This is a genomic window from Pseudomonas sp. D3-27 (genome assembly GCF_051132165.1).
Taxonomy (GTDB): Bacteria; Pseudomonadota; Gammaproteobacteria; order Pseudomonadales; family Pseudomonadaceae; genus Aquipseudomonas.
Map to the genome: position 1 here is coordinate 1,151,437 of NZ_CP071667.1, position 19,019 is coordinate 1,170,455.

General features: G+C 61.4%; 20 protein-coding genes. 19 read left to right on the top strand and 1 reads right to left on the bottom strand.

All coding sequences use genetic code 11. The annotated features are described in order from the left end of the window. The first annotated feature begins 22 nt into the window (after positions 1–22). The 19 genes from J3P92_RS05385 (at position 23) to J3P92_RS05475 (ending at position 17,051) form a co-directional block, all read left to right on the top strand. Complete coding sequence (locus J3P92_RS05385) at positions 23–1,237, top strand: IscS subfamily cysteine desulfurase (protein WP_030139598.1); 1,215 nt, start codon at positions 23–25, stop codon at positions 1,235–1,237. A gap of 43 nt (positions 1,238–1,280) precedes the next feature. Then, the gene (gene iscU, locus J3P92_RS05390) at positions 1,281–1,667 is read left to right on the top strand and encodes a Fe-S cluster assembly scaffold IscU (RefSeq protein WP_003185157.1); all 387 of its coding nucleotides are present in this window, start codon (positions 1,281–1,283) and stop codon (positions 1,665–1,667) included. Positions 1,668–1,691: 24 nt separating this feature from the next. Continuing rightward, complete coding sequence (iscA, locus tag J3P92_RS05395) at positions 1,692–2,015, top strand: iron-sulfur cluster assembly protein IscA (RefSeq protein WP_420764149.1); 324 nt, start codon at positions 1,692–1,694, stop codon at positions 2,013–2,015. An 8-nt stretch (positions 2,016–2,023) separates the two neighbouring features. Continuing rightward, positions 2,024–2,545 (top strand): co-chaperone HscB, encoded by a 522-nt coding sequence (gene hscB / locus J3P92_RS05400; RefSeq protein WP_420764150.1) that lies wholly within the window; start codon positions 2,024–2,026, stop codon positions 2,543–2,545. Between the two features lie 50 nt (positions 2,546–2,595). After that, complete coding sequence (gene hscA, locus J3P92_RS05405; protein WP_434562429.1) at positions 2,596–4,458, top strand: Fe-S protein assembly chaperone HscA; 1,863 nt, start codon at positions 2,596–2,598, stop codon at positions 4,456–4,458. Between the two features lie 3 nt (positions 4,459–4,461). After that, complete coding sequence (gene fdx / locus J3P92_RS05410) at positions 4,462–4,803, top strand: ISC system 2Fe-2S type ferredoxin (protein WP_420764152.1); 342 nt, start codon at positions 4,462–4,464, stop codon at positions 4,801–4,803. 13 nt (positions 4,804–4,816) lie between these two features. Continuing rightward, positions 4,817–5,017: a Fe-S cluster assembly protein IscX gene (iscX, locus tag J3P92_RS05415; protein WP_305498989.1), complete on the top strand. Its 201-nt coding sequence runs from the start codon at positions 4,817–4,819 to the stop codon at positions 5,015–5,017. A gap of 87 nt (positions 5,018–5,104) precedes the next feature. Then, positions 5,105–5,530: a nucleoside-diphosphate kinase gene (gene ndk, locus J3P92_RS05420; RefSeq protein WP_042727994.1), complete on the top strand. Its 426-nt coding sequence runs from the start codon at positions 5,105–5,107 to the stop codon at positions 5,528–5,530. A 28-nt stretch (positions 5,531–5,558) separates the two neighbouring features. Beyond that, positions 5,559–6,707 carry a 23S rRNA (adenine(2503)-C(2))-methyltransferase RlmN gene (gene rlmN / locus J3P92_RS05425; protein WP_420764153.1) on the top strand — a complete coding sequence of 383 codons (1,149 nt, stop codon included), beginning with the start codon at positions 5,559–5,561 and terminating at the stop codon, positions 6,705–6,707. 12 nt (positions 6,708–6,719) lie between these two features. After that, positions 6,720–7,478, top strand: coding sequence for a type IV pilus biogenesis/stability protein PilW (gene pilW / locus J3P92_RS05430; protein WP_434609712.1), 759 nt, complete (start codon positions 6,720–6,722; stop codon positions 7,476–7,478). After that, entirely contained in the window at positions 7,478–8,509 is a 1,032-nt protein-coding gene (locus tag J3P92_RS05435) for a RodZ domain-containing protein (RefSeq protein ID WP_434609714.1), read from the top strand. The genes pilW and J3P92_RS05435 overlap by 1 nt, the downstream gene beginning before the upstream one ends. Before the next feature lie 3 nt (positions 8,510–8,512). Then, complete coding sequence (gene ispG, locus J3P92_RS05440) at positions 8,513–9,622, top strand: flavodoxin-dependent (E)-4-hydroxy-3-methylbut-2-enyl-diphosphate synthase (protein ID WP_325717643.1); 1,110 nt, start codon at positions 8,513–8,515, stop codon at positions 9,620–9,622. Positions 9,623–9,644: 22 nt separating this feature from the next. Next, a complete protein-coding gene (hisS, locus tag J3P92_RS05445; RefSeq protein ID WP_434562435.1) occupies positions 9,645–10,934 on the top strand; it encodes a histidine--tRNA ligase in 1,290 nt (429 codons plus the stop codon). Positions 10,935–10,974: 40 nt separating this feature from the next. After that, complete coding sequence (locus tag J3P92_RS05450; RefSeq protein WP_039592112.1) at positions 10,975–11,616, top strand: tetratricopeptide repeat protein; 642 nt, start codon at positions 10,975–10,977, stop codon at positions 11,614–11,616. Continuing rightward, positions 11,609–12,760: an outer membrane protein assembly factor BamB gene (bamB, locus tag J3P92_RS05455; protein ID WP_420764157.1), complete on the top strand. Its 1,152-nt coding sequence runs from the start codon at positions 11,609–11,611 to the stop codon at positions 12,758–12,760. The genes J3P92_RS05450 and bamB overlap by 8 nt, the downstream gene beginning before the upstream one ends. A 134-nt stretch (positions 12,761–12,894) precedes the next feature. After that, the gene (gene der / locus J3P92_RS05460; protein WP_045155133.1) at positions 12,895–14,367 is read left to right on the top strand and encodes a ribosome biogenesis GTPase Der; all 1,473 of its coding nucleotides are present in this window, start codon (positions 12,895–12,897) and stop codon (positions 14,365–14,367) included. Between the two features lie 269 nt (positions 14,368–14,636). Continuing rightward, entirely contained in the window at positions 14,637–15,785 is a 1,149-nt protein-coding gene (locus J3P92_RS05465; protein ID WP_434562437.1) for a pyridoxal phosphate-dependent aminotransferase, read from the top strand. Continuing rightward, on the top strand, positions 15,773–16,567 hold the full coding sequence (locus tag J3P92_RS05470) for an amidohydrolase (RefSeq protein ID WP_420764159.1): 795 nt from the start codon (positions 15,773–15,775) through the stop codon (positions 16,565–16,567). Before J3P92_RS05465 ends, J3P92_RS05470 begins: the two co-directional genes overlap by 13 nt. 64 nt (positions 16,568–16,631) lie before the next feature. Then, positions 16,632–17,051: a hypothetical protein gene (locus J3P92_RS05475; protein ID WP_434650061.1), complete on the top strand. Its 420-nt coding sequence runs from the start codon at positions 16,632–16,634 to the stop codon at positions 17,049–17,051. Between the two features lie 111 nt (positions 17,052–17,162). On the opposite strand, the gene leuA is transcribed toward J3P92_RS05475, so the two are convergent. After that, the gene (gene leuA / locus J3P92_RS05480) at positions 17,163–18,842 is read right to left on the bottom strand and encodes a 2-isopropylmalate synthase (RefSeq protein ID WP_420764161.1); all 1,680 of its coding nucleotides are present in this window, start codon (positions 18,840–18,842) and stop codon (positions 17,163–17,165) included. Positions 18,843–19,019: the final 177 nt, after the last annotated feature.

The window sequence follows — 19,019 nt, forward strand, 5'->3', positions numbered from 1 at the left end:
AGCCTGATTTAGGAGAGAGTCCATGAAATTGCCGATTTACCTTGATTACTCTGCGACCACCCCGGTTGATCCGCGTGTCGCGCAAAAGATGAGTGAATGCCTGCTGGTCGACGGAAACTTCGGTAACCCGGCTTCGCGCTCCCACGTGTTTGGCTGGAAAGCCGAAGAATCGGTCGAAAACGCTCGTCGCCAGGTCGCCGACCTGGTCAACGCCGACCCGCGCGAGATCGTCTGGACCTCCGGTGCCACCGAATCCGACAACCTGGCAATCAAGGGTGTCGCGCATTTCTACCACACCAAGGGCAAGCACTTGATCACCTCCAAGATCGAGCACAAGGCTGTCCTGGACACCACGCGTCAACTGGAGCGTGAAGGCTTCGAAGTCACCTACATCGAGCCCGGTGAAGACGGCCTGATCACCCCGGCCATGGTCGAAGCCGCCCTGCGCGACGACACCATCCTGGTTTCGATCATGCACGTGAACAACGAAATCGGCACCGTCAACGACATCGCCGCCATCGGCGAGCTGACCCGTTCCAAGGGCGTCCTGTTCCACGTCGACGCGGCGCAATCCACTGGCAAGGTCGACATCGACCTGTCGAAGCTGAAAGTCGACCTGATGTCGTTCTCGGCCCACAAGACCTACGGTCCTAAAGGCATCGGCGCCCTGTACGTCAGCCGCAAGCCGCGTGTTCGCCTCGAAGCGACCATGCACGGCGGTGGTCACGAGCGCGGCATGCGTTCCGGTACCCTGGCGACCCACCAGATCGTCGGCATGGGCGAAGCGTTCCGAGTTGCCAAGGAAGACATGGCTGCCGAAAACGTGCGCATCAAGGCCTTGAGCGATCGTTTCTTCAAGCAGGTCGAGCACCTCGAAGAGCTGTACGTCAATGGCAGCATGACCGCCCGCGTCCCGCACAACCTGAACCTGAGCTTCAACTACGTTGAAGGTGAGTCGCTGATCATGGCGCTCAAGGATCTGGCCGTGTCGTCCGGTTCGGCGTGCACCTCGGCGTCGCTGGAGCCTTCGTACGTACTGCGCGCCCTGGGCCGCAACGACGAACTGGCCCACAGCTCCATCCGCTTCACCTTCGGCCGCTTCACCACCGAAGAAGAAATCGATTATGCCGCGCAGAAAGTCTGCGAGGCAGTGACCAAGCTGCGCGCACTGTCGCCGCTGTGGGACATGTACAAAGACGGCGTCGACATTTCGAAAATCGAATGGGCAGCGCACTGAGAAGTCGCCACCAGAGCGGCTCCACTGATGAGGATTGAAGCAAATGGCATATAGCGAAAAGGTCATCGACCACTACGAGAACCCGCGCAACGTCGGCAAGATGGACGCGCAGGATCCTGACGTCGGCACCGGCATGGTCGGTGCTCCGGCGTGCGGCGACGTGATGCGCCTGCAGATCAAGGTCAACGAGCAAGGCATCATCGAGGATGCCAAGTTCAAGACCTATGGCTGCGGCTCGGCCATCGCGTCCAGCTCCCTGGCTACTGAGTGGATGAAGGGCAAGACCCTCGACGAAGCCGAAACCATCAAGAACACCCAGCTGGCCGAAGAACTGGCCCTGCCGCCAGTGAAGATCCACTGCTCGGTACTCGCTGAAGACGCCATCAAGGCCGCCGTTCGCGACTACAAGCAGAAAAAAGGCTTGATCTGATCCGCGTTACGGTAAGGAGTTTCCATGGCTATCCAGATGACAGAAGCAGCAGCTAAGCATGTGCAGCGTTCTCTTGCAGGGCGCGGCAAAGGCGAGGGTATCCGCCTGGGTGTTCGCACCACGGGCTGCTCTGGCCTCGCCTACGTGCTGGAATTCGTCGACGAAGTGGGCGAAGAGGACCAGGTATTCGAAAGTCATGGTCAGAAAGTGATCATTGACCCGAAGAGCCTGACGTACCTGGACGGCACCGAGCTGGATTTCGTCAAGGAAGGGTTGAACGAAGGCTTCAAGTTCAACAACCCCAACGTGCGCGGTGAGTGTGGCTGCGGCGAAAGCTTCAACATCTGAGGCTGCTCGTGGGTACTCCTTGTCATTTTGCGTTGTTCCAGTTGCAGCCTGCTTTCCAGCTGGACCTCGATCAGTTGTCCGCGCGTTACCTGGAACTGGCCCGTGGTGTTCATCCCGACCGCTTTGCCGATGCCTCCGAGGCGGAGCAGCGGCGGGCGCTCGAGCAGTCGGCGAACCTCAACGAGGCTTACCAGACGCTCAAGAACCCGGCCAAGCGCGCGCGCTACCTGCTGGCTATCAGCGGCCATGAGTTGCCGCTGGAGGTCACGGTCCATGATCCCGAGTTTCTTTTGCAGCAGATGCAATGGCGCGAAGAGCTCGAAGACCTGCAGGACAGCGCGGATCTGGCCGGTGTCGCGGTATTCAAGCGTCGCTTGAAAGACGCCCAGCAAGAACTGAACGAAGACTTCGCAGCCTGCTGGAACGATGCCGCGCAACGCGAACAGGCCGAGCGCCTGATGCGGCGCATGCAGTTCCTCGACAAGCTCACCCACGAAGTGCGCCAGTTAGAAGAGCGCCTCGACGATTAACCCAGTGCCGCTCCGGTCGCACGCCTGATTACAGATAAGTCCTGATTACGATGGCCCTACTGCAGATCGCCGAACCCGGCCAAAGTCCACAACCGCACCAGCGTCGCCTGGCTGTCGGGATCGACTTGGGTACCACCAATTCCCTGGTCGCTGCTTTGCGCAGCGGTCTTTCCGAACCGCTGGCCGACGAGCAGGGGCGGGTCATCCTGCCGTCCGCCGTGCGCTACCACGCCGATCGCGTCGAAGTAGGCGATTCGGCCAGGCTGGCCGCCGCCAGCGATCCCCTGAACACCATTGTGTCGGTCAAGCGCTTGATGGGTCGTGGTCTGTCCGACGTCAAGCAATTGGGCGAACAGCTGCCGTACCGCTTCGTTGGCGGCGAGTCCCACATGCCGTTCATCGAGACCGTGCAGGGGCCGAAAAGCCCGGTCGAGGTTTCCGCTGACATCCTCAAGGTCCTGCGCCAGCGCGCCGAAGCGGCATTGGGTGGTGAGTTGGTGGGAGCGGTCATCACCGTTCCGGCCTATTTCGACGACGCCCAGCGCCAAGCCACCAAGGACGCTGCCAAGCTCGCCGGCCTCAACGTGTTGCGCCTGCTCAATGAGCCGACCGCCGCTGCCGTTGCCTACGGCCTGGACCAGCACGCCGAAGGCCTGGTCGCGATCTACGACCTGGGTGGCGGTACTTTCGATATTTCGATCCTGCGCCTGACCGGCGGTGTCTTCGAAGTCCTCGCTACCGGTGGCGACAGCGCCCTGGGCGGGGACGATTTCGACCACGCGATCGCTGGCTGGATCATCGAGCAGGCCGGCCTCTCTGCCGACCTCGACCCAGGTGCCCAGCGCCATCTGCTGCAAACCGCCTGCGCGGCCAAGGAAGCCTTGACCGACGCTGCCTCCGTTGAAGTCGCTTATGGCGACTGGAGCGCCGCCCTTACCCGTGAAGCCTTCAACGCACTGATCGAACCCATGGTTGCCCGCAGCCTCAAGGCCTGCCGCCGTGCCGTGCGTGATTCCGGCGTGGAGCTTGAGGATGTGAAAGCGGTGGTCATGGTCGGTGGTTCGACCCGAGTGCCGCGGGTTCGTGAAGCCGTTGCCGAGGCCTTCGGCCGCCAGCCGCTGACCGAAATCGACCCGGACCAGGTAGTCGCCATCGGCGCCGCGATCCAGGCCGACACCCTGGCCGGCAACAAGCGCGACGGTGGCGAGCTGCTGTTGCTCGACGTAATCCCGCTGTCCCTGGGGCTGGAAACCATGGGTGGCCTGATGGAGAAGGTAATTCCGCGCAACACTACCATCCCGGTTGCCCGCGCCCAGGACTTCACCACTTATAAAGACGGCCAGTCGGCCATGATGATCCACGTGCTGCAAGGCGAGCGTGAGCTGATCAGCGACTGCCGTTCCCTGGCCCGCTTCGAATTGCGCGGCATCCCGGCGATGGTTGCCGGTGCAGCGAAGATCCGCGTGACCTTCCAGGTCGACGCCGACGGTCTGCTCAACGTCTCCGCCCGCGAGTTGGGTTCGGGCGTGGAGGCGAGCATCCAGGTCAAGCCGTCCTATGGCCTGACCGACGGTGAAATTGCCAAGATGCTCAAGGACTCGTTCCAGCACGCCAGCGACGACAAGGTTGCCCGTGTGTTGCGTGAACAGCAAGTCGACGGCCAGCGTCTGATCGAAGCCGTGCAAGCCGCCCTTGAAGCGGATGGCGACCGTTTGCTCGACGCCGAGGAACGCATGGTCATCGAGCTGCAAGTGCAGGAATTGTCCGAATTGCTCAAAGGCACCGATGGTTATGCCATCGAGCAGCAGACCAAGCGTCTGTCGCAAGTCACCGATGCCTTTGCTGCCCGCCGCCTGGACTCGACGGTGAAAGCCGCCCTGGCGGGGCGCAACCTGAATGAAATCGAGGAATAACTGATGCCGCAGGTGATTTTTCTGCCCCACGAGAAGTTCTGTCCGGAGGGCATGGTCGTAGAGGCTGAGCCCGGAATCTCCATTCTCGAGCTGGCCCATGAGCACCATATCGAGATGGAAAGTGCCTGTGGCGGCGTCTGTGCTTGCACGACCTGCCATTGCATCATTCGCGAAGGCTTCGACTCGCTGGAAGAGGCGGACGAACTGGAGGAAGACTTCCTTGATCGGGCCTGGGGACTGGAAGCGCAATCGCGCCTGGGTTGCCAGGTTATCGTCGGCACCGAAGACCTGACCGTCGAAATCCCGAAATATTCGCTTAACCATGCGGCCGAAGCGCCGCACTGATGGTGACACTGTCATGAGCTATGGTTGGAATGATGTACAGCGCATCGCAGAAGAATTGGCTGAAGCCCATGAGGGCCTCGATCCGTACTCTGTAGGTTTCGTCCGTCTGCAGCAGATGATCCTGGAGCTGCCTGGCTTCGATGCCACCTCTGGCCGAGTCGGCGAGAAGGTGTTGGAAGCGGTTCAGGAGCTCTGGGCCGCCGAATTGGACTGATCGCTTCGCAGGTTAGGCAATACCTAAGAACCCGCGTATAATTCGCGGGTTTAATTTTTCGTAAATTACCGTTTCTGGAGTTACACCATGGCTGTTCAACGTACTTTCTCCATCATCAAGCCTGACGCCGTTGCTAAAAACGTGATCGGCAAGATCGTTACCCGCTTCGAAGACGCTGGCCTGCGCGTTGTAGCTTCGAAAATGAAGCAACTGTCCAAAGCCGAAGCCGAAGGCTTCTACGCTGAGCACAGCGAGCGCGGTTTCTTCGGTGAGCTGGTTGCTTTCATGACTTCCGGTCCGGTTGTCGTTCAGGTGCTGGAAGGCGAAAACGCCATCGCTCGCAACCGTGAGCTGATGGGCGCTACCAACCCTAAAGAAGCTGCTGCCGGCACCATCCGTGCTGACTTCGCTGAATCCATCGACGCCAACGCCGTCCACGGTTCGGACTCCGAAGCTGCCGCTGCTCGCGAAATCGCTTACTTTTTCTCCGCTACTGAAGTAACCACTCGCTAAGCCCAGGCTTTTGAGTGAAGGTGAATCCATGACTACATCGAACGGCAAAACCAACCTGTTGGGCCTGACCCAGCCGGAAATGGAGAAATTCTTCGACTCGATCGGGGAGAAGCGTTTCCGTGCCGGCCAGGTAATGAAATGGATTCACCACTTTGGCGTCGACGATTTCGACGCCATGACGAATGTCGGCAAGGCCCTGCGCGAAAAGCTCAAGGCTGTTGCCGAGATTCGCGGTCCCGAAGTGGTCAGCCAGGACATCTCCAGCGACGGCACCCGTAAATGGGTAGTGCGCGTGGCTTCCGGCAGCTGCGTCGAGACCGTCTACATTCCCCAGGGCAAGCGCGGCACCTTGTGCGTTTCGTCCCAGGCAGGCTGTGCCCTGGATTGCAGTTTCTGCTCCACCGGCAAGCAAGGCTTCAACAGCAACCTCACCGCCGCCGAAGTGATCGGCCAGGTGTGGATTGCCAACAAATCCTTTGGCAGCGTCCCGGCGACCGTCGACCGTGCCATCACCAACGTGGTGATGATGGGCATGGGTGAGCCGCTGCTGAACTTCGACAACGTCGTCTCCGCCATGCACCTGATGATGGATGACCTGGGCTACGGCATTTCCAAGCGCCGCGTGACCCTGTCCACCTCCGGTGTGGTGCCGATGATCGATGAGCTGGCCAAGCACATCGACGTCTCCCTGGCGTTGTCGCTGCACGCACCCAATGACGCATTGCGTAACCAATTGGTGCCGATCAACAAGAAATATCCGCTTAAGATGCTGCTCGAGTCGTGCCAGCGCTACATGTCGTCCCTGGGCGAAAAACGCGTGCTGACCATCGAGTACACCCTGCTCAAGGACGTGAACGACAAGGTTGAACACGCGGTCGAGATGATCGAGCTGCTCAAGAACATTCCGTGCAAGATCAACCTGATCCCCTTCAACCCGTTCCCGCATTCCGGTTACGAGCGTCCGAGCAACAACGCGATTCGTCGCTTCCAGGATCAGCTCCACCACGCTGGCTTCAACGTCACCGTGCGCACCACCCGCGGCGAAGACATCGACGCCGCGTGTGGCCAATTGGTTGGACAGGTGCTGGATCGCACCCGTCGCAGCGAACGCTACATCGCCGTGCGCGAATTGAACGCCGCCGACGAAGTCGCGCAGAACGCTGCGAACAGTCACTAAGAGAGGAACTCTATGTCCCTGCGCTTCGCGCTGCTGTTGCTGTTGGCCGGACTCTGCTCCGGTTGTGTCCTGTCGGGTGACTACAACCCGATGAAGACCAGCAAAGGGCGCGACGAGGCGCGCGAAGCCTATGTGCAGTTGGGCATTGGCTACTTGCAGCAGGGCATGACCGAGCGGGCCAAGGTGCCTCTCAAGAAAGCCCTGGAACTGGACAGCTCCGACGCCGATGCCAACGCGGCGCTGGCGTTGGTGTTCCAGGCGGAGCTGGAGCCGGAACTGGCTGACGAGCATTTTCGCAAGGCGCTGTCGGCCCAGCCGCAAGATGCCCGGATCCTGAACAATTACGGCAGTTTTCTCTACGAACAGGCCCGCTACAAGGACGCCTACGAACGTTTCGAGCAAGCCGCCGCCGATACCCTTTACCCCGAGCGCTCACGGGTCTTCGAGAACCTCGGCATGACCGCCGCGAAACTCGGCCAGCGCGACCTGGCCCGCCAGCAGTTGGAAAAAGCGCTGCGGCTCAACCGCCAACAACCCCGTGCGTTGCTGGAAATGGCTGAGTTGTCCTACGAAGACAGGCATTATGTGCCCGCGCGCGACTATTACGAGCGTTTTAGCCTGCTCAGCGAGCAAAATGCACGTAGTCTATTGCTCGGCGTTCGGCTGGCACATGTGTTTGAAGATCGCGACAAGGCCGCAAGCTACGGCCTGCAACTCAAAAGACTTTATCCCGGTACGCCGGAATATCAGCAATACCTGTCGGAGCAATGATGAAAGCGGCGCATCCCGAAGTTGTAGCAGCGACTCGCGTAAATCCCGGTGAGACCCTGCGTCAAGCCCGCGAAAGCAATGGTTGGTCGCTGGCCGAAGTGGCCCTCAAGCTCAACCTCACCGTGACTTCCCTGAGCAACCTGGAAGCAGGCGCGTTCGACAAATTGCCAGGGCATACCTTTGCCCGGGGCTATATCCGCGCCTATGCCAAACTGCTTGGCATGGACCAGACCACGCTGGTCCAGCAATTCGATCAATACACCGGTTCCGATGCCCAGGGCAGCAGCGTGCACAGCCTGGGTCGTATCGAGGAGCCGGTTCGCGTTTCCCACACCATTTTGCGAATCGTCAGTCTGTTGCTGCTGATTGCGGTGATTGGTGGTGGTTTTGTCTGGTGGCAAGACCAGGCTTCCTTGCGTGGCAAGGAGCCGGTTGCCATGAACCCCGAGCACGTCGAAGTCGAAGGCGCCGACGGCACGACCCAGATCCATCCGCTGGACGAACCGGAAGACCAGGCCGTCGTCGAAGGCCAGGCCGAAGGCGAAACCGCCCTGGCCCTGCCGCAAGGCCCTGACAATGGCGAGACCGGTGCCGCCGCGGGTACCGAATCAGCCGCTCCAACGGCCCCAGCCACTGCGCCCGCACCGACCGCGCCGGTCCAGGCTGGCAGCGCTCCGGCGGCACCAGCAGCCCCGGCAGCTCCGGCCCCTGTCACGCCCGCGCCGACCGTGGCGGCTCCAACGGTGCCGGCGGCGCCGGTTGCTCCAACCGCTCAGGCCCCCGCACCGGGCGACGGCCAGGTACAGATTCAGTTCACCGCCGATTGCTGGACGCAGATCACCGACGGCAACGGCAAGGTGTTGTTCAGTGGCCTCAAGCGCAAGGGCGACAGCACCTCAGTCAACGGCAAGCCACCGTTTGCCGTACGCCTGGGTTATGCCCGTGGCGCGCAGGTCAGCTACAACGGCCAGCCGGTCGATGTGGCTCCGTTCACCAGTGGCGAGACCGCTCGCCTGAAATTGGGTCAATAAGTCATGCACGGCGAATCTCCAATCAAGCGTCGCGAGTCCCGGAAAATCTGGGTCGGTAACGTGCCCGTGGGCGGCGATGCGCCAATCGCTGTGCAGAGCATGACCAACAGCGACACCAATGACGTGGCCGCCACGGTCGCGCAGATCAACCGCCTGGAAGCCGCCGGCGTCGACATCGTGCGCGTGTCCGTGCCGGATATGGACGCCGCCGAGGCATTCGGCAAGATCAAGCAACTGGTCAAGGTCCCCTTGGTGGCCGATATCCACTTCGACTACCGCATCGCCCTGCGCGTGGCCGAATTGGGCGTCGATTGCCTGCGCATCAACCCCGGCAACATCGGTCGCGAAGACCGTGTGCGGGCCGTGGTGGATGCCGCCCGTGATCGCGGCATTCCGATCCGCATCGGCGTCAACGCTGGCTCCCTGGAAAAAGACCTGCAGAAAAAATACGGCGAACCGACCCCAGCCGCGCTGGTGGAGTCGGCCCTGCGCCATGTGGAGCACCTCGAACGCCTGAATTTCCAGGACTTCAAGGTCAGCGTAAAGGCGTCCGATGTGTTCATGGCCGTCGAAGCCTACCGCCTGCTGGCCAAGGAAATCGTCCAGCCGCTGCACCTGGGCATCACCGAAGCCGGTGGGTTGCGTTCGGGTACGGTGAAATCCGCCGTCGGCCTCGGTATGCTGCTCGCCGAAGGGATTGGCGATACCATCCGCATCTCGCTGGCGGCTGACCCGGTCGAGGAAGTGAAAGTCGGCTACGACATCCTCAAGTCCCTGCACCTGCGTTCGCGCGGCATCAACTTCATCGCCTGCCCGAGCTGCTCGCGGCAGAACTTCGATGTGGTCAAGACCATGAACGAGCTGGAAGGGCGCCTTGAAGATTTGCTGGTGCCGCTGGATGTCGCGGTGATCGGCTGCGTGGTCAACGGGCCTGGCGAAGCCAAGGAGGCCCATATCGGCCTCACTGGCGGCACACCGAACCTGATTTACATCGATGGCAAGCCGTCGCAGAAACTGACGAATGACAATCTGGTGGATGAGCTGGAAAAGCTGATCCGCCAGAAAGCGGCCGAAAAGGTCGAAGCCGACGCAGCGGTCATCGCGCGCGGTTAAGTCGCAAGATTAAGGAATACATGTGAGCAAGTCTCTGCAAGCCATTCGTGGCATGAACGACATCCTGCCCGAGCAGACGCCCCTGTGGCGCTATTTCGAGGGCACCGTGGCGCGTTTGCTGGATAACTACGGTTATCGGCAGATCCGCATGCCGATCGTCGAGTTCACCGAGCTGTTCAAGCGCTCCATCGGTGAAGTGACCGACATCGTCGAAAAAGAGATGTACACCTTCGACGACCGCAACGGCGATTCCCTGACCTTGCGCCCCGAAGGCACGGCGGCATGCGTGCGTGCAGTGCTCGAGCATGGCATTACCGGCGGGGGCCAGGTGCAGAAACTCTGGTACGTCGGCCCGATGTTCCGCCACGAGCGTCCGCAGAAAGGCCGGTACCGCCAGTTCCACCAGATCGGTCTCGAGGTGTTCAACCTCGAAGGGCCGGACATCGACGCCGAATTGATCGTCATGACCTGGCGCCTGTGGGGCGAGCTGGGGCTGCGCGACGCAGTCAAGCTTGAGCTCAACAGCCTGGGCACCAGCGAGTCCCGTGGCCGCTATCGCGAAGCGCTGGTGGAGTTTCTGTCCGCGCACATCGACAAGCTCGACGAAGACAGCCAGCGCCGCCTCAAGACCAACCCGCTGCGCGTGCTGGACACCAAGAACCCGGAAACCCAAGCGATCCTGGTGGACGCGCCGAAAATGGCCGACTACCTCGACGACGAGTCCCGGGCGCATTTCGAAGGGTTGAAGGCACGCCTGGACGCCGTTGGCATTCCTTATGTGATCAACCCCAAGTTGGTCCGGGGCCTGGATTACTACAGCAAGACCGTCTTCGAGTGGGTCACCGACAAGCTCGGCGCCCAGGGCACCGTGTGTGCCGGTGGTCGCTACGACGGGCTGGTGGAGCAGATGGGCGGCAAGCCGACCCCGGGCGTGGGCTTTGCCATGGGCATCGAACGTTTGGTACTGATGCTTGAAGCTCTGGATAAAGTGCCTGAAGAGCTTTCCCGCCAGGTCGACGTATACCTGTGCGCCTTTGGCGAGGCCGCCGAACTGGCCGCCTTGTCGTTGAGCGAGCGGATCCGTGACCAGCTACCCAACCTGCGCTTGCAGATCAATGCCGGCGCCGGCAGCTTCAAGAGCCAATTCAAGAAGGCCGACAAGAGCGGTGCGCTGTACGCATTGATCCTCGGTGACGACGAACTGGCCCAACAAGTGGTAGGTTTCAAACCCCTGCGTGGCCAGGGCGAACAACAAAGCATTGCCTGGGATGCGCTTGCCGCGCACCTGGCCACCTGCGTCGTGCAGGGTTGAAGCTGTCAAACAGCCGATTTAGCGATTAAGGAGTATTGGGGTGTCGAGTACCGAAGATGAACAGCTGGCGGATTTGAAGGACTGGTGGACGCGCAATGGCAAGCCGCTGGTCACTGGCGGCCTGTTGGCGCTGGTCATCGTGTTCGGCTGGCAGGCCTACCAGAAATACCAGAGCAACCAGTCGCAAGGCGCCTCGATGCTCTACCAGCAATTGCTGGAAACCACCCTGACCCCGGACGGCAAGCCTGACGCGGCCCGCGTGGCGGACCTGGCCGGCAAGCTCAACAAAGAGTTCGGCGGCACCGCCTATGCCCAGTACGGCAGCCTCTTCGTGGCCAAGGTCGCGGTGGACAGCGGCAAGCTGGACGATGCGGCCACCGAGCTGAAAGCGATCGTCGACAAGCCGGCCAACCCGACCCTGGGCGAAGTGGCGCGTCAGCGCCTGGCACAGGTGCTGGCGGCACAGAACAAGGCTGAAGATGCATTGAAGCTGCTCGACGGCGACGCCGACAAGGCGTTCCTGGCGACTCGCGAAGAACTCAAGGGCGACCTGCTGGTACAGCTGGGTCGTGCCGATGAGGCCCATGCGGCCTACCAAAAAGCCAAGGCTGCGCTGTCGGATGAAGCCGCGGTCGGTGGCCTGCAAATCAAGCTGGACGACCTGGCCAAAGGGGATGCGTGACGTGATCCGTTGGAAACATGCAGCATTGCTGACCCTGGCCATTCTGGCCGCGGGTTGCAGCAGCAACAGCAAGAAAGAACTGCCTCCGGCCGAACTGACCGACTTCAAAGAAGAAGTCGTGCTGCAGAAGCAATGGAGCCGCTCCATCGGTGACGGCCAGGGTGAAACCTACAATATGCTGGTGCCGGCCATCGACGGCGACACCATCTATGCCGGCGACGTTACTGGCGTCGTCATGGCCATGGATCGCACGAACGGCGACGTGAAGTGGGAAAAAGATCTCGAGCTGCCTGTGTCCGGCGCCGTTGGCGTGGGTTACGGGCTGGTCATGATCGGCACGCTCAAGGGCGAGATCGTCGCCCTTGACGCGAGCAGCGGCGAAGAGAAATGGCGCGCCCGCGTGACCAGTGAAGTCCTCGCGCCGCCTGCCACAAACGGTGATGTGGTCGTGGTCCAGACCCAGGACGACCGTCTGATCGGCCTGGACGCCGCCACCGGCGACCAGCGCTGGTTGTATGACAGTACCCCGGCGGTCCTGACCCTGCGCGGCACCAGCGCACCGATCGTCACCAACCGCCTCGCGGTGGCTGGCCTGTCGACCGGTAAAGTCGTGGCCCTGGACATTTCCAATGGCGTGCCAGTCTGGGAGCAGCGTGTAGCGATCCCTCAAGGCCGTTCGGAACTGGAACGCGTGGTCGACATCGATGGCGGCTTGCTGCTGTCCGGCGGTACGCTGTACGTCGCCAGCTACCAGGGCCGCGTCGCGGCGCTCGACCTGGAAACCGGTCGTCCGTTGTGGCAGCGCGATGCGTCCAGCTACGCCGGTGTCGCCCAAGGCTTTGGCAGCGTCTACGTAAGCCTGTCCTCGGGCACCGTCGAAGGCGTCGACGAGCGTTCCACCACCGCATTGTGGAGCAACGATTCCCTGGCCCGTCGTCAACTGTCGGCCCCGGAAGTTTTCTCCAGCTACGTTGCAGTGGGTGACCTGGAAGGTTACCTGCACCTGCTCAGCCAGGTGGACGGTCGTTTCGTCGGCCGTGAGCGCATCGACAGCGACGGCCTGCGTGCCCGTCCGCTGGTGGTGGGCAGCATGATCTATGTGTATGGCAACAGCGGCAAACTGGAAGCCCTGACCATCAAGTAAGACTATGCTTGGGGCTTATCCCCCAAGCGGCCTTGTTCGCGAGGCTTGCAGTGCTTGCACAGGCTGCCCCGAGCACCAGCCGCTGCCTCGCAGCGGCTTTTGTATTTTCTGGAAATAACGAAGTGGAGAGCCGCATGGTTCCCGTAATCGCCCTGGTGGGCCGACCGAACGTCGGCAAGTCCACCTTGTTCAACCGCCTGACCAGGACTCGCGACGCCATCGTCGGCGACTTGTCCGGTCTGACCCGTGATCGCCAATACGGTGAGGCCAAGTGGCAAGGGCGTACCTATATTCTGGTCGACACCGGCGGCATCTCCGGTGATGAACACGGCATGGATGAAAAAATGGCCGAGCAGTCGCTGCTCGCCATCGAAGAAGCGGATGTGGTGCTGTTCCTGGTAGACGCCAAGGCCGGTTTTACCGCCGCCGACCAGATGATCGCCGAGCATTTGCGCAAGCGTAACAAGCGTTCTTACGTGGTCGCCAACAAGGTCGACAACATCGACCCGGACATGGCCCGCGCCGAGTTTGCACCGTTGGGCATGGGCCAGGCGATCCCGATCGCCGGCGCTCACGGGCGTGGCATCACCCAGATGCTGGAAATCGCCCTTGAGAGTTTCCCCAAGGACGATGAAGACGAGCCGGAAGAAGGCGAGGAAGAAGTCGTTGCCGAAGGCGAGGAAGCCAAGCGCATTCCGGGCCCGAGCGAAAAAGACGGGATCAAGATCGCAATCATCGGCCGCCCGAACGTGGGCAAGTCGACCCTGGTCAACCGCATGCTCGGCGAAGACCGGGTCATTGTGTACGACCAGCCCGGCACCACCCGCGACAGCATCTATATTCCCTTCGAGCGTAACGAAGAGAAATACACGCTGATCGACACCGCCGGTGTGCGCAAGCGCGGCAAGATCCACGAGGAAGTCGAGAAGTTCTCCGTGGTCAAGACGCTGCAGGCGATCAAGGACGCCAACGTGGTGATCTTCGTGATGGACGCCCGCGAAGGCGTGGTGGATCACGACTTGAACCTGCTGGGCTTTGCCCTCGAAGCCGGTCGTGCGCTGGTCATCGCGATCAACAAGTGGGACGGCATGACGCCGAGCGAGCGCGACTTTGTGAAAGTCGAACTCCAGCGTCGGTTGTTCTTCGTCGACTTCGCCGACATCCACTTCATCTCGGCGCTGCACGGCACGGGCGTGGGCAACCTCTACGCTTCGGTGCAGAACTCGTTCAAGTCGGCGGTTACCCGCTGGCCGACCAACCGCCTGACCCAGATCCTCGAAGATGCGGTCGGCGAGCACGCGCCACCGATGGTCAACAACCGTCGGATCAAGCTGCGCTACGCCCACTTGGGCGGTGCCAACCCGCCGATTATCGTGATCCACGGTAACCAGATCGAAAAGGTGCCCAAGTCGTACGTTCGATACTTGGAGAACACCTATCGCCGAGTCCTGAAGCTGGTCGGCACGCCGATCCGCATCGAGTTCAAGGGCGGTGAGAACCCGTACGAAGGCAACAAGAACACACTCACCGACCGCCAGGTCAACAAGAAGCGCCGCTTGATGTCGCACCACAAGAAGGCCGACAAGAAGCGCCGCGACAAGCGCTGAATCAGGTTTGCTCAGGACCGCTCTGTGGCGAGGGAGCTTGCTCCCGCTGGGCTGCGCAGCAGCCCCAAAGATGTACCTGCCACCGCAGTGCATCAGATGAAACACAGGGGCTGCTTCGCACCCCAGCGGGAGCAAGCTCCCTCGCCACGGTGGTTCGGCGACAATTGAAGAGGGTGCCCACGGGCACCCTTTTTCATGCCCGGCGATTGGGCTATCCTCGACCTCTCCCGCGCCGCACCAGAGCCGGGTGCAGACCCAGGGAACCCTCGATGATCACCAGCAAGTTGCCGAACGTCGGCATCACGATTTTCACCCAGATGTCCCAACTCGCCGCACAGACCGGCGCGCTGAACCTGTCCCAGGGGTTTCCCGATTTCGATGGCCCGCAAGCCCTGCGCGATGCTGTCGGCCGGCACATCGCCCAAGGCCACAACCAATATTCCCCCATGACCGGCCTGCCGGCGCTGCGCCAGCAGATTGCGGCCAAAGTTGCCCGCAGCTATGGCGCTACCGTCGATGCCGATCAGGAAGTCACCGTGACCCCTGGCGCGACCCAGGCGATTTTTTGCGCCATCGCGGCGGTGGTTAACAGCGGCGATGAAGTCATCGTCTTCGACCCCGCCTACGATAGCTACGAGCCGTCCGTGCAACTGGCCGGCGGGCGTTGCGTGCATGTGCCATTGAGCCTGGGCGATTTCGCCATCGACTTTGAAAAGCTCGGCGAAGCCCTGAGCCCGCGCACGCGCATGATCATCCTCAACACGCCGCACAACCCCAGCGGTGCGTTGATCAGCCGCGCCGAGCTGGACCAATTGGCGGCGTTGATCCGCGACCGTGACATCTATCTGATCAGCGACGAGGTGTATGAGCACCTGGTGTTCGACGGCGTGGCTCATGTCAGCGTGCTTGCCCATGAAGAACTGTATCGCCGTGCCTTCGTGGTCAGTTCGTTTGGCAAGACCTACCACGTCACCGGCTGGAAGACCGGTTATGTCGTCGCGCCACCGGCCCTGACGGCGGAGTTGCGCAAGGTGCATCAGTACGTCAGTTTTTGCGGCGTCACACCGTTGCAGTATGCCTTGGCCGACTACATGGCCGCGCATCCGGAGCACGTCGACGAACTGCCGGACTTCTACCAGGCCAAGCGCGATCTGTTCTGCGATCTGCTGGCACCGTCGCGGTTCAGCTTCAAGCGCGTCACCGGCACCTATTTCCAGCTGGTGGATTACTCGCAGATCCGCCCGGACCTCAACGACGTCGACATGGCGGTGTGGATGACCCGCGAACATGGCGTGGCGACCATTCCGATCTCGGTCTTCTACCAGAACCCACCGCAAGGCCAGCGCCTGGTGCGCCTGTGCTTTGCCAAGCGCGAGGAGACGCTGCGTGAAGCGGCGCAAAAGCTATGCGTGATTTGAGCACCTTGCCCAACCTGAACGTTGCCTTGATCCAGACAACCCTGGCCTGGCATGACCGTCGAGCCAACCTTGAGCATTTCGACGCGCTGCTTGAACAGGCGCGGGGGGCGGACCTGATCATCCTGCCGGAAATGTTCACCACGGGCTTTTCCATGGAGTCCGAGACGTTGGCGGAGCCCGAGAATGGTCCGACGCGCCAATGGCTCAAGGACCAAGCGGCGAAACTGGATGCAGTGATCACCGGCAGCGTGATCGTCCAGGCCGGCGATGGCAGCCATCGTAATCGCTTGCTGTGGGCACGGCCCGACGGCGAGGTGCTGCATTACGACAAACGCCATCTGTTCCGCATGGCCGGTGAGCACAACCACTACACGCCGGGTGATCAGCAGGTACTGTTCGAGCTCAAGGGATGGCGGATTCGCCCGTTGATCTGCTATGACCTGCGCTTTCCGGCGTGGAGCCGCGACGCCGAGGACACCGACCTGTTGCTGTACACCGCCAACTGGCCGGGCGCTCGGCGTCAGCATTGGAACCGTTTGCTGCCGGCACGGGCCATCGAAAACCTGTGCTATGTGGCGGCGGTGAATCGGATCGGCACCGACGGCAAGGGCTTCGCCTACACCGGCGACAGCCAGGTGCTGGACTTCCAGGGCGAGACCCTGCTCGGCGCCGGCGAAGCCGACGGTGTGTTCACGGTTTGCCTGAGCGCCGCGGACCTGGCTGAGTATCGCAAACGCTTTCCAGCGAACCTGGATGCCGATCGTTTCGAATTCATCTATTGAAACGATTCAGCCTCAAGGAACGGTGTTGCGCGCCGATAACCGGTCAGCCAAGGAGGAATCCCCTATGACCAGCATCAGCGCAACGACCGTAAACCCTTATCCATTGTCTGCTCCCACAGTCACCATCCGCGGGGCTGAGGAAGACAGGGCGGTCAGTCCAGTGACACCGACCGAAACCGCCGAAGACAAAGACAAGCCACTGAAAGTCGACACCAGCGGCGCGAACATCGCAGGTGCCGGCGGCAGCAGCGCCAGCAGCGATGTCATCGAACAGTTGAAGAAGCAGATCGAACGAACCGAAAAATTGCTGGCCGACCAGCAAGCCCAACTGGCCCGCGTCCAGAAAAGCCAGGCCGACCAGGCGCAGAAATCCCAGCAAGCCATGGCGATCCAGACCCAGATCATGGCGACCCAGGCAACCTTGCAGACCTTGCAGGCTGCGCTGTTGCAGGCGATGACGATTTCGATCGATACCCATGCCTGAGATTTTTATTGGCTGACTCGCGAACAGGCCAGAGCAGCCAGTTCAAATCATCAGCCAAACAAAAAGGCCCTGAGGTTCACACCCCAGGGCCTTTTTGCATTTCAGCCTTGGTCAGGCCGCCTTGGCTTCCGGCTGGCTCAGCGAGCGGTTCAGTGCACTGAACAGCGCCTTGAAGCTGGCGGTGGTGATGTTTTCATCGATGCCCACGCCATGCACCGCACGCTCACCGTTGACCCGCAGCTCGATGTAAGCCGCCGCCTTGGCGTTGGTGCCGGCGCCGATGGCGTGTTCGTTGTAGTCCATGATTTCCACCGGAATCGGCAGGCCGGCCACCAGCGCTTCCAGCGCGCCGTTGCCTTTGCCACGCCAGTGCAGGTTGGTTTCGCCCTGGCCTTTGCTGGCAACTTCCACTTCCACGGCGCTGTTGCCGTTTTCTTCCTGCAGGCGATGGCTGACCAGCGCATACGGGGTGTTGGCTTGCAGGTATTCACGCTGCAACAGGGCATGGATCTGCTGGGCAGTCATTTCCAGGCCCAGGCGATCGGTTTCGCGCTGCACCACTTGGCTGAATTCGATCTGCATGCGACGCGGCAGACTGATGCCGTATTCCTGCTCCAGCAGGTAGGCGATGCCGCCCTTGCCCGACTGGCTGTTCACGCGGATCACCGCCTCGTAGCTGCGGCCGATGTCAGCCGGGTCGATCGGCAGATACGGCACTTCCCAAAGGGTGTCGGGTTTCTGCTGGGCGAAGCCCTTGCGGATCGCGTCCTGATGCGAGCCGGAGAATGCAGTGTGGACCAGGTCGCCCACATATGGATGGCGCGGGTGCACCGCGATCTGGTTGCACTCTTCGACCACTTTGCGTACGCCGTCGATGTCGGAGAAATCCAGCTCAGGGTCGATACCCTGGGTGTAGAGGTTCAGCGCGACGGTCACCAGGTCGACGTTGCCGGTGCGCTCGCCGTTGCCGAACAGGCAGCCTTCGACACGGTCGGCGCCGGCCATCAGGCCCAGCTCGGTAGCGGCCACGCCGGTGCCACGGTCGTTGTGGGTGTGCAGGCTGATGAGCACGCTGTCACGACGGCTGATGTTGCGGTGGAACCACTCGATTTGGTCGGCGTAGATGTTCGGCGTGGCGACTTCCACGGTGGCGGGCAGGTTAAGGATCACCTTGCGCTCCGGGGTCGGGTTCCACACTTCGATCACGGCGTCGCAGACTTCCTTGGCGAACTCCAGCTCGGTGGCGCTGAAGGTTTCTGGGGAGTATTCGAACTGCCACTGGGTTTCCGGCTGCTGGGCGGCGTATTTGACGAACAGCTTGGCCGCGTTCACTGCAATTTCCTTCACGCCTTCCTTGTCCTGGTTGAACACGATGCGGCGGAACGACGGACAGGTGGCGTTGTAGAGGTGGACGATGGCTTTCTTCGCGCCACGCAGGGATTCGAAGGTACGGGCGATAAGGTCTTCGCGGGCCTGGGTCAGCACCTGGATGGTGGTGTCGTCCGGGATGTGGCCTTCTTCGATGAGGGTGCGCACGAAGTCGAAGTCAGTCTGGGAAGCGGCCGGGAACGACGCTTCGATTTCTTTCACGCCCACCGCCACCAAGGTTTTCCAGAAGCGCAGCTTCTTGGCCGCGTCCATGGGCTCGATCAGCGACTGGTTGCCATCACGCAGGTCGGAACTGCACCAGATCGGCGCGGCAGTGATGGTTTTCGACGGCCAGGTGCGATCCGGCAGGTTGATGGTCGGGAAGGCGCGGTATTTCGAAGATGGGTCTTTGAGCATGCTCATGAGGAAATCCTTATTGTCGTGGCCGGAAAAAGGCGGCCTGCCGGTGGTTCGAATGGGGTGGCTTGTCAGCCGGGACGAGTTGCCGCGATTCAGCCCGGCAGTCGTGCGCTGACGAGGCACAGGCTGCGGTGCTGACGAAGCTGAATGAGGGTGTGAGAGGTTTTCATGCCCTCAACC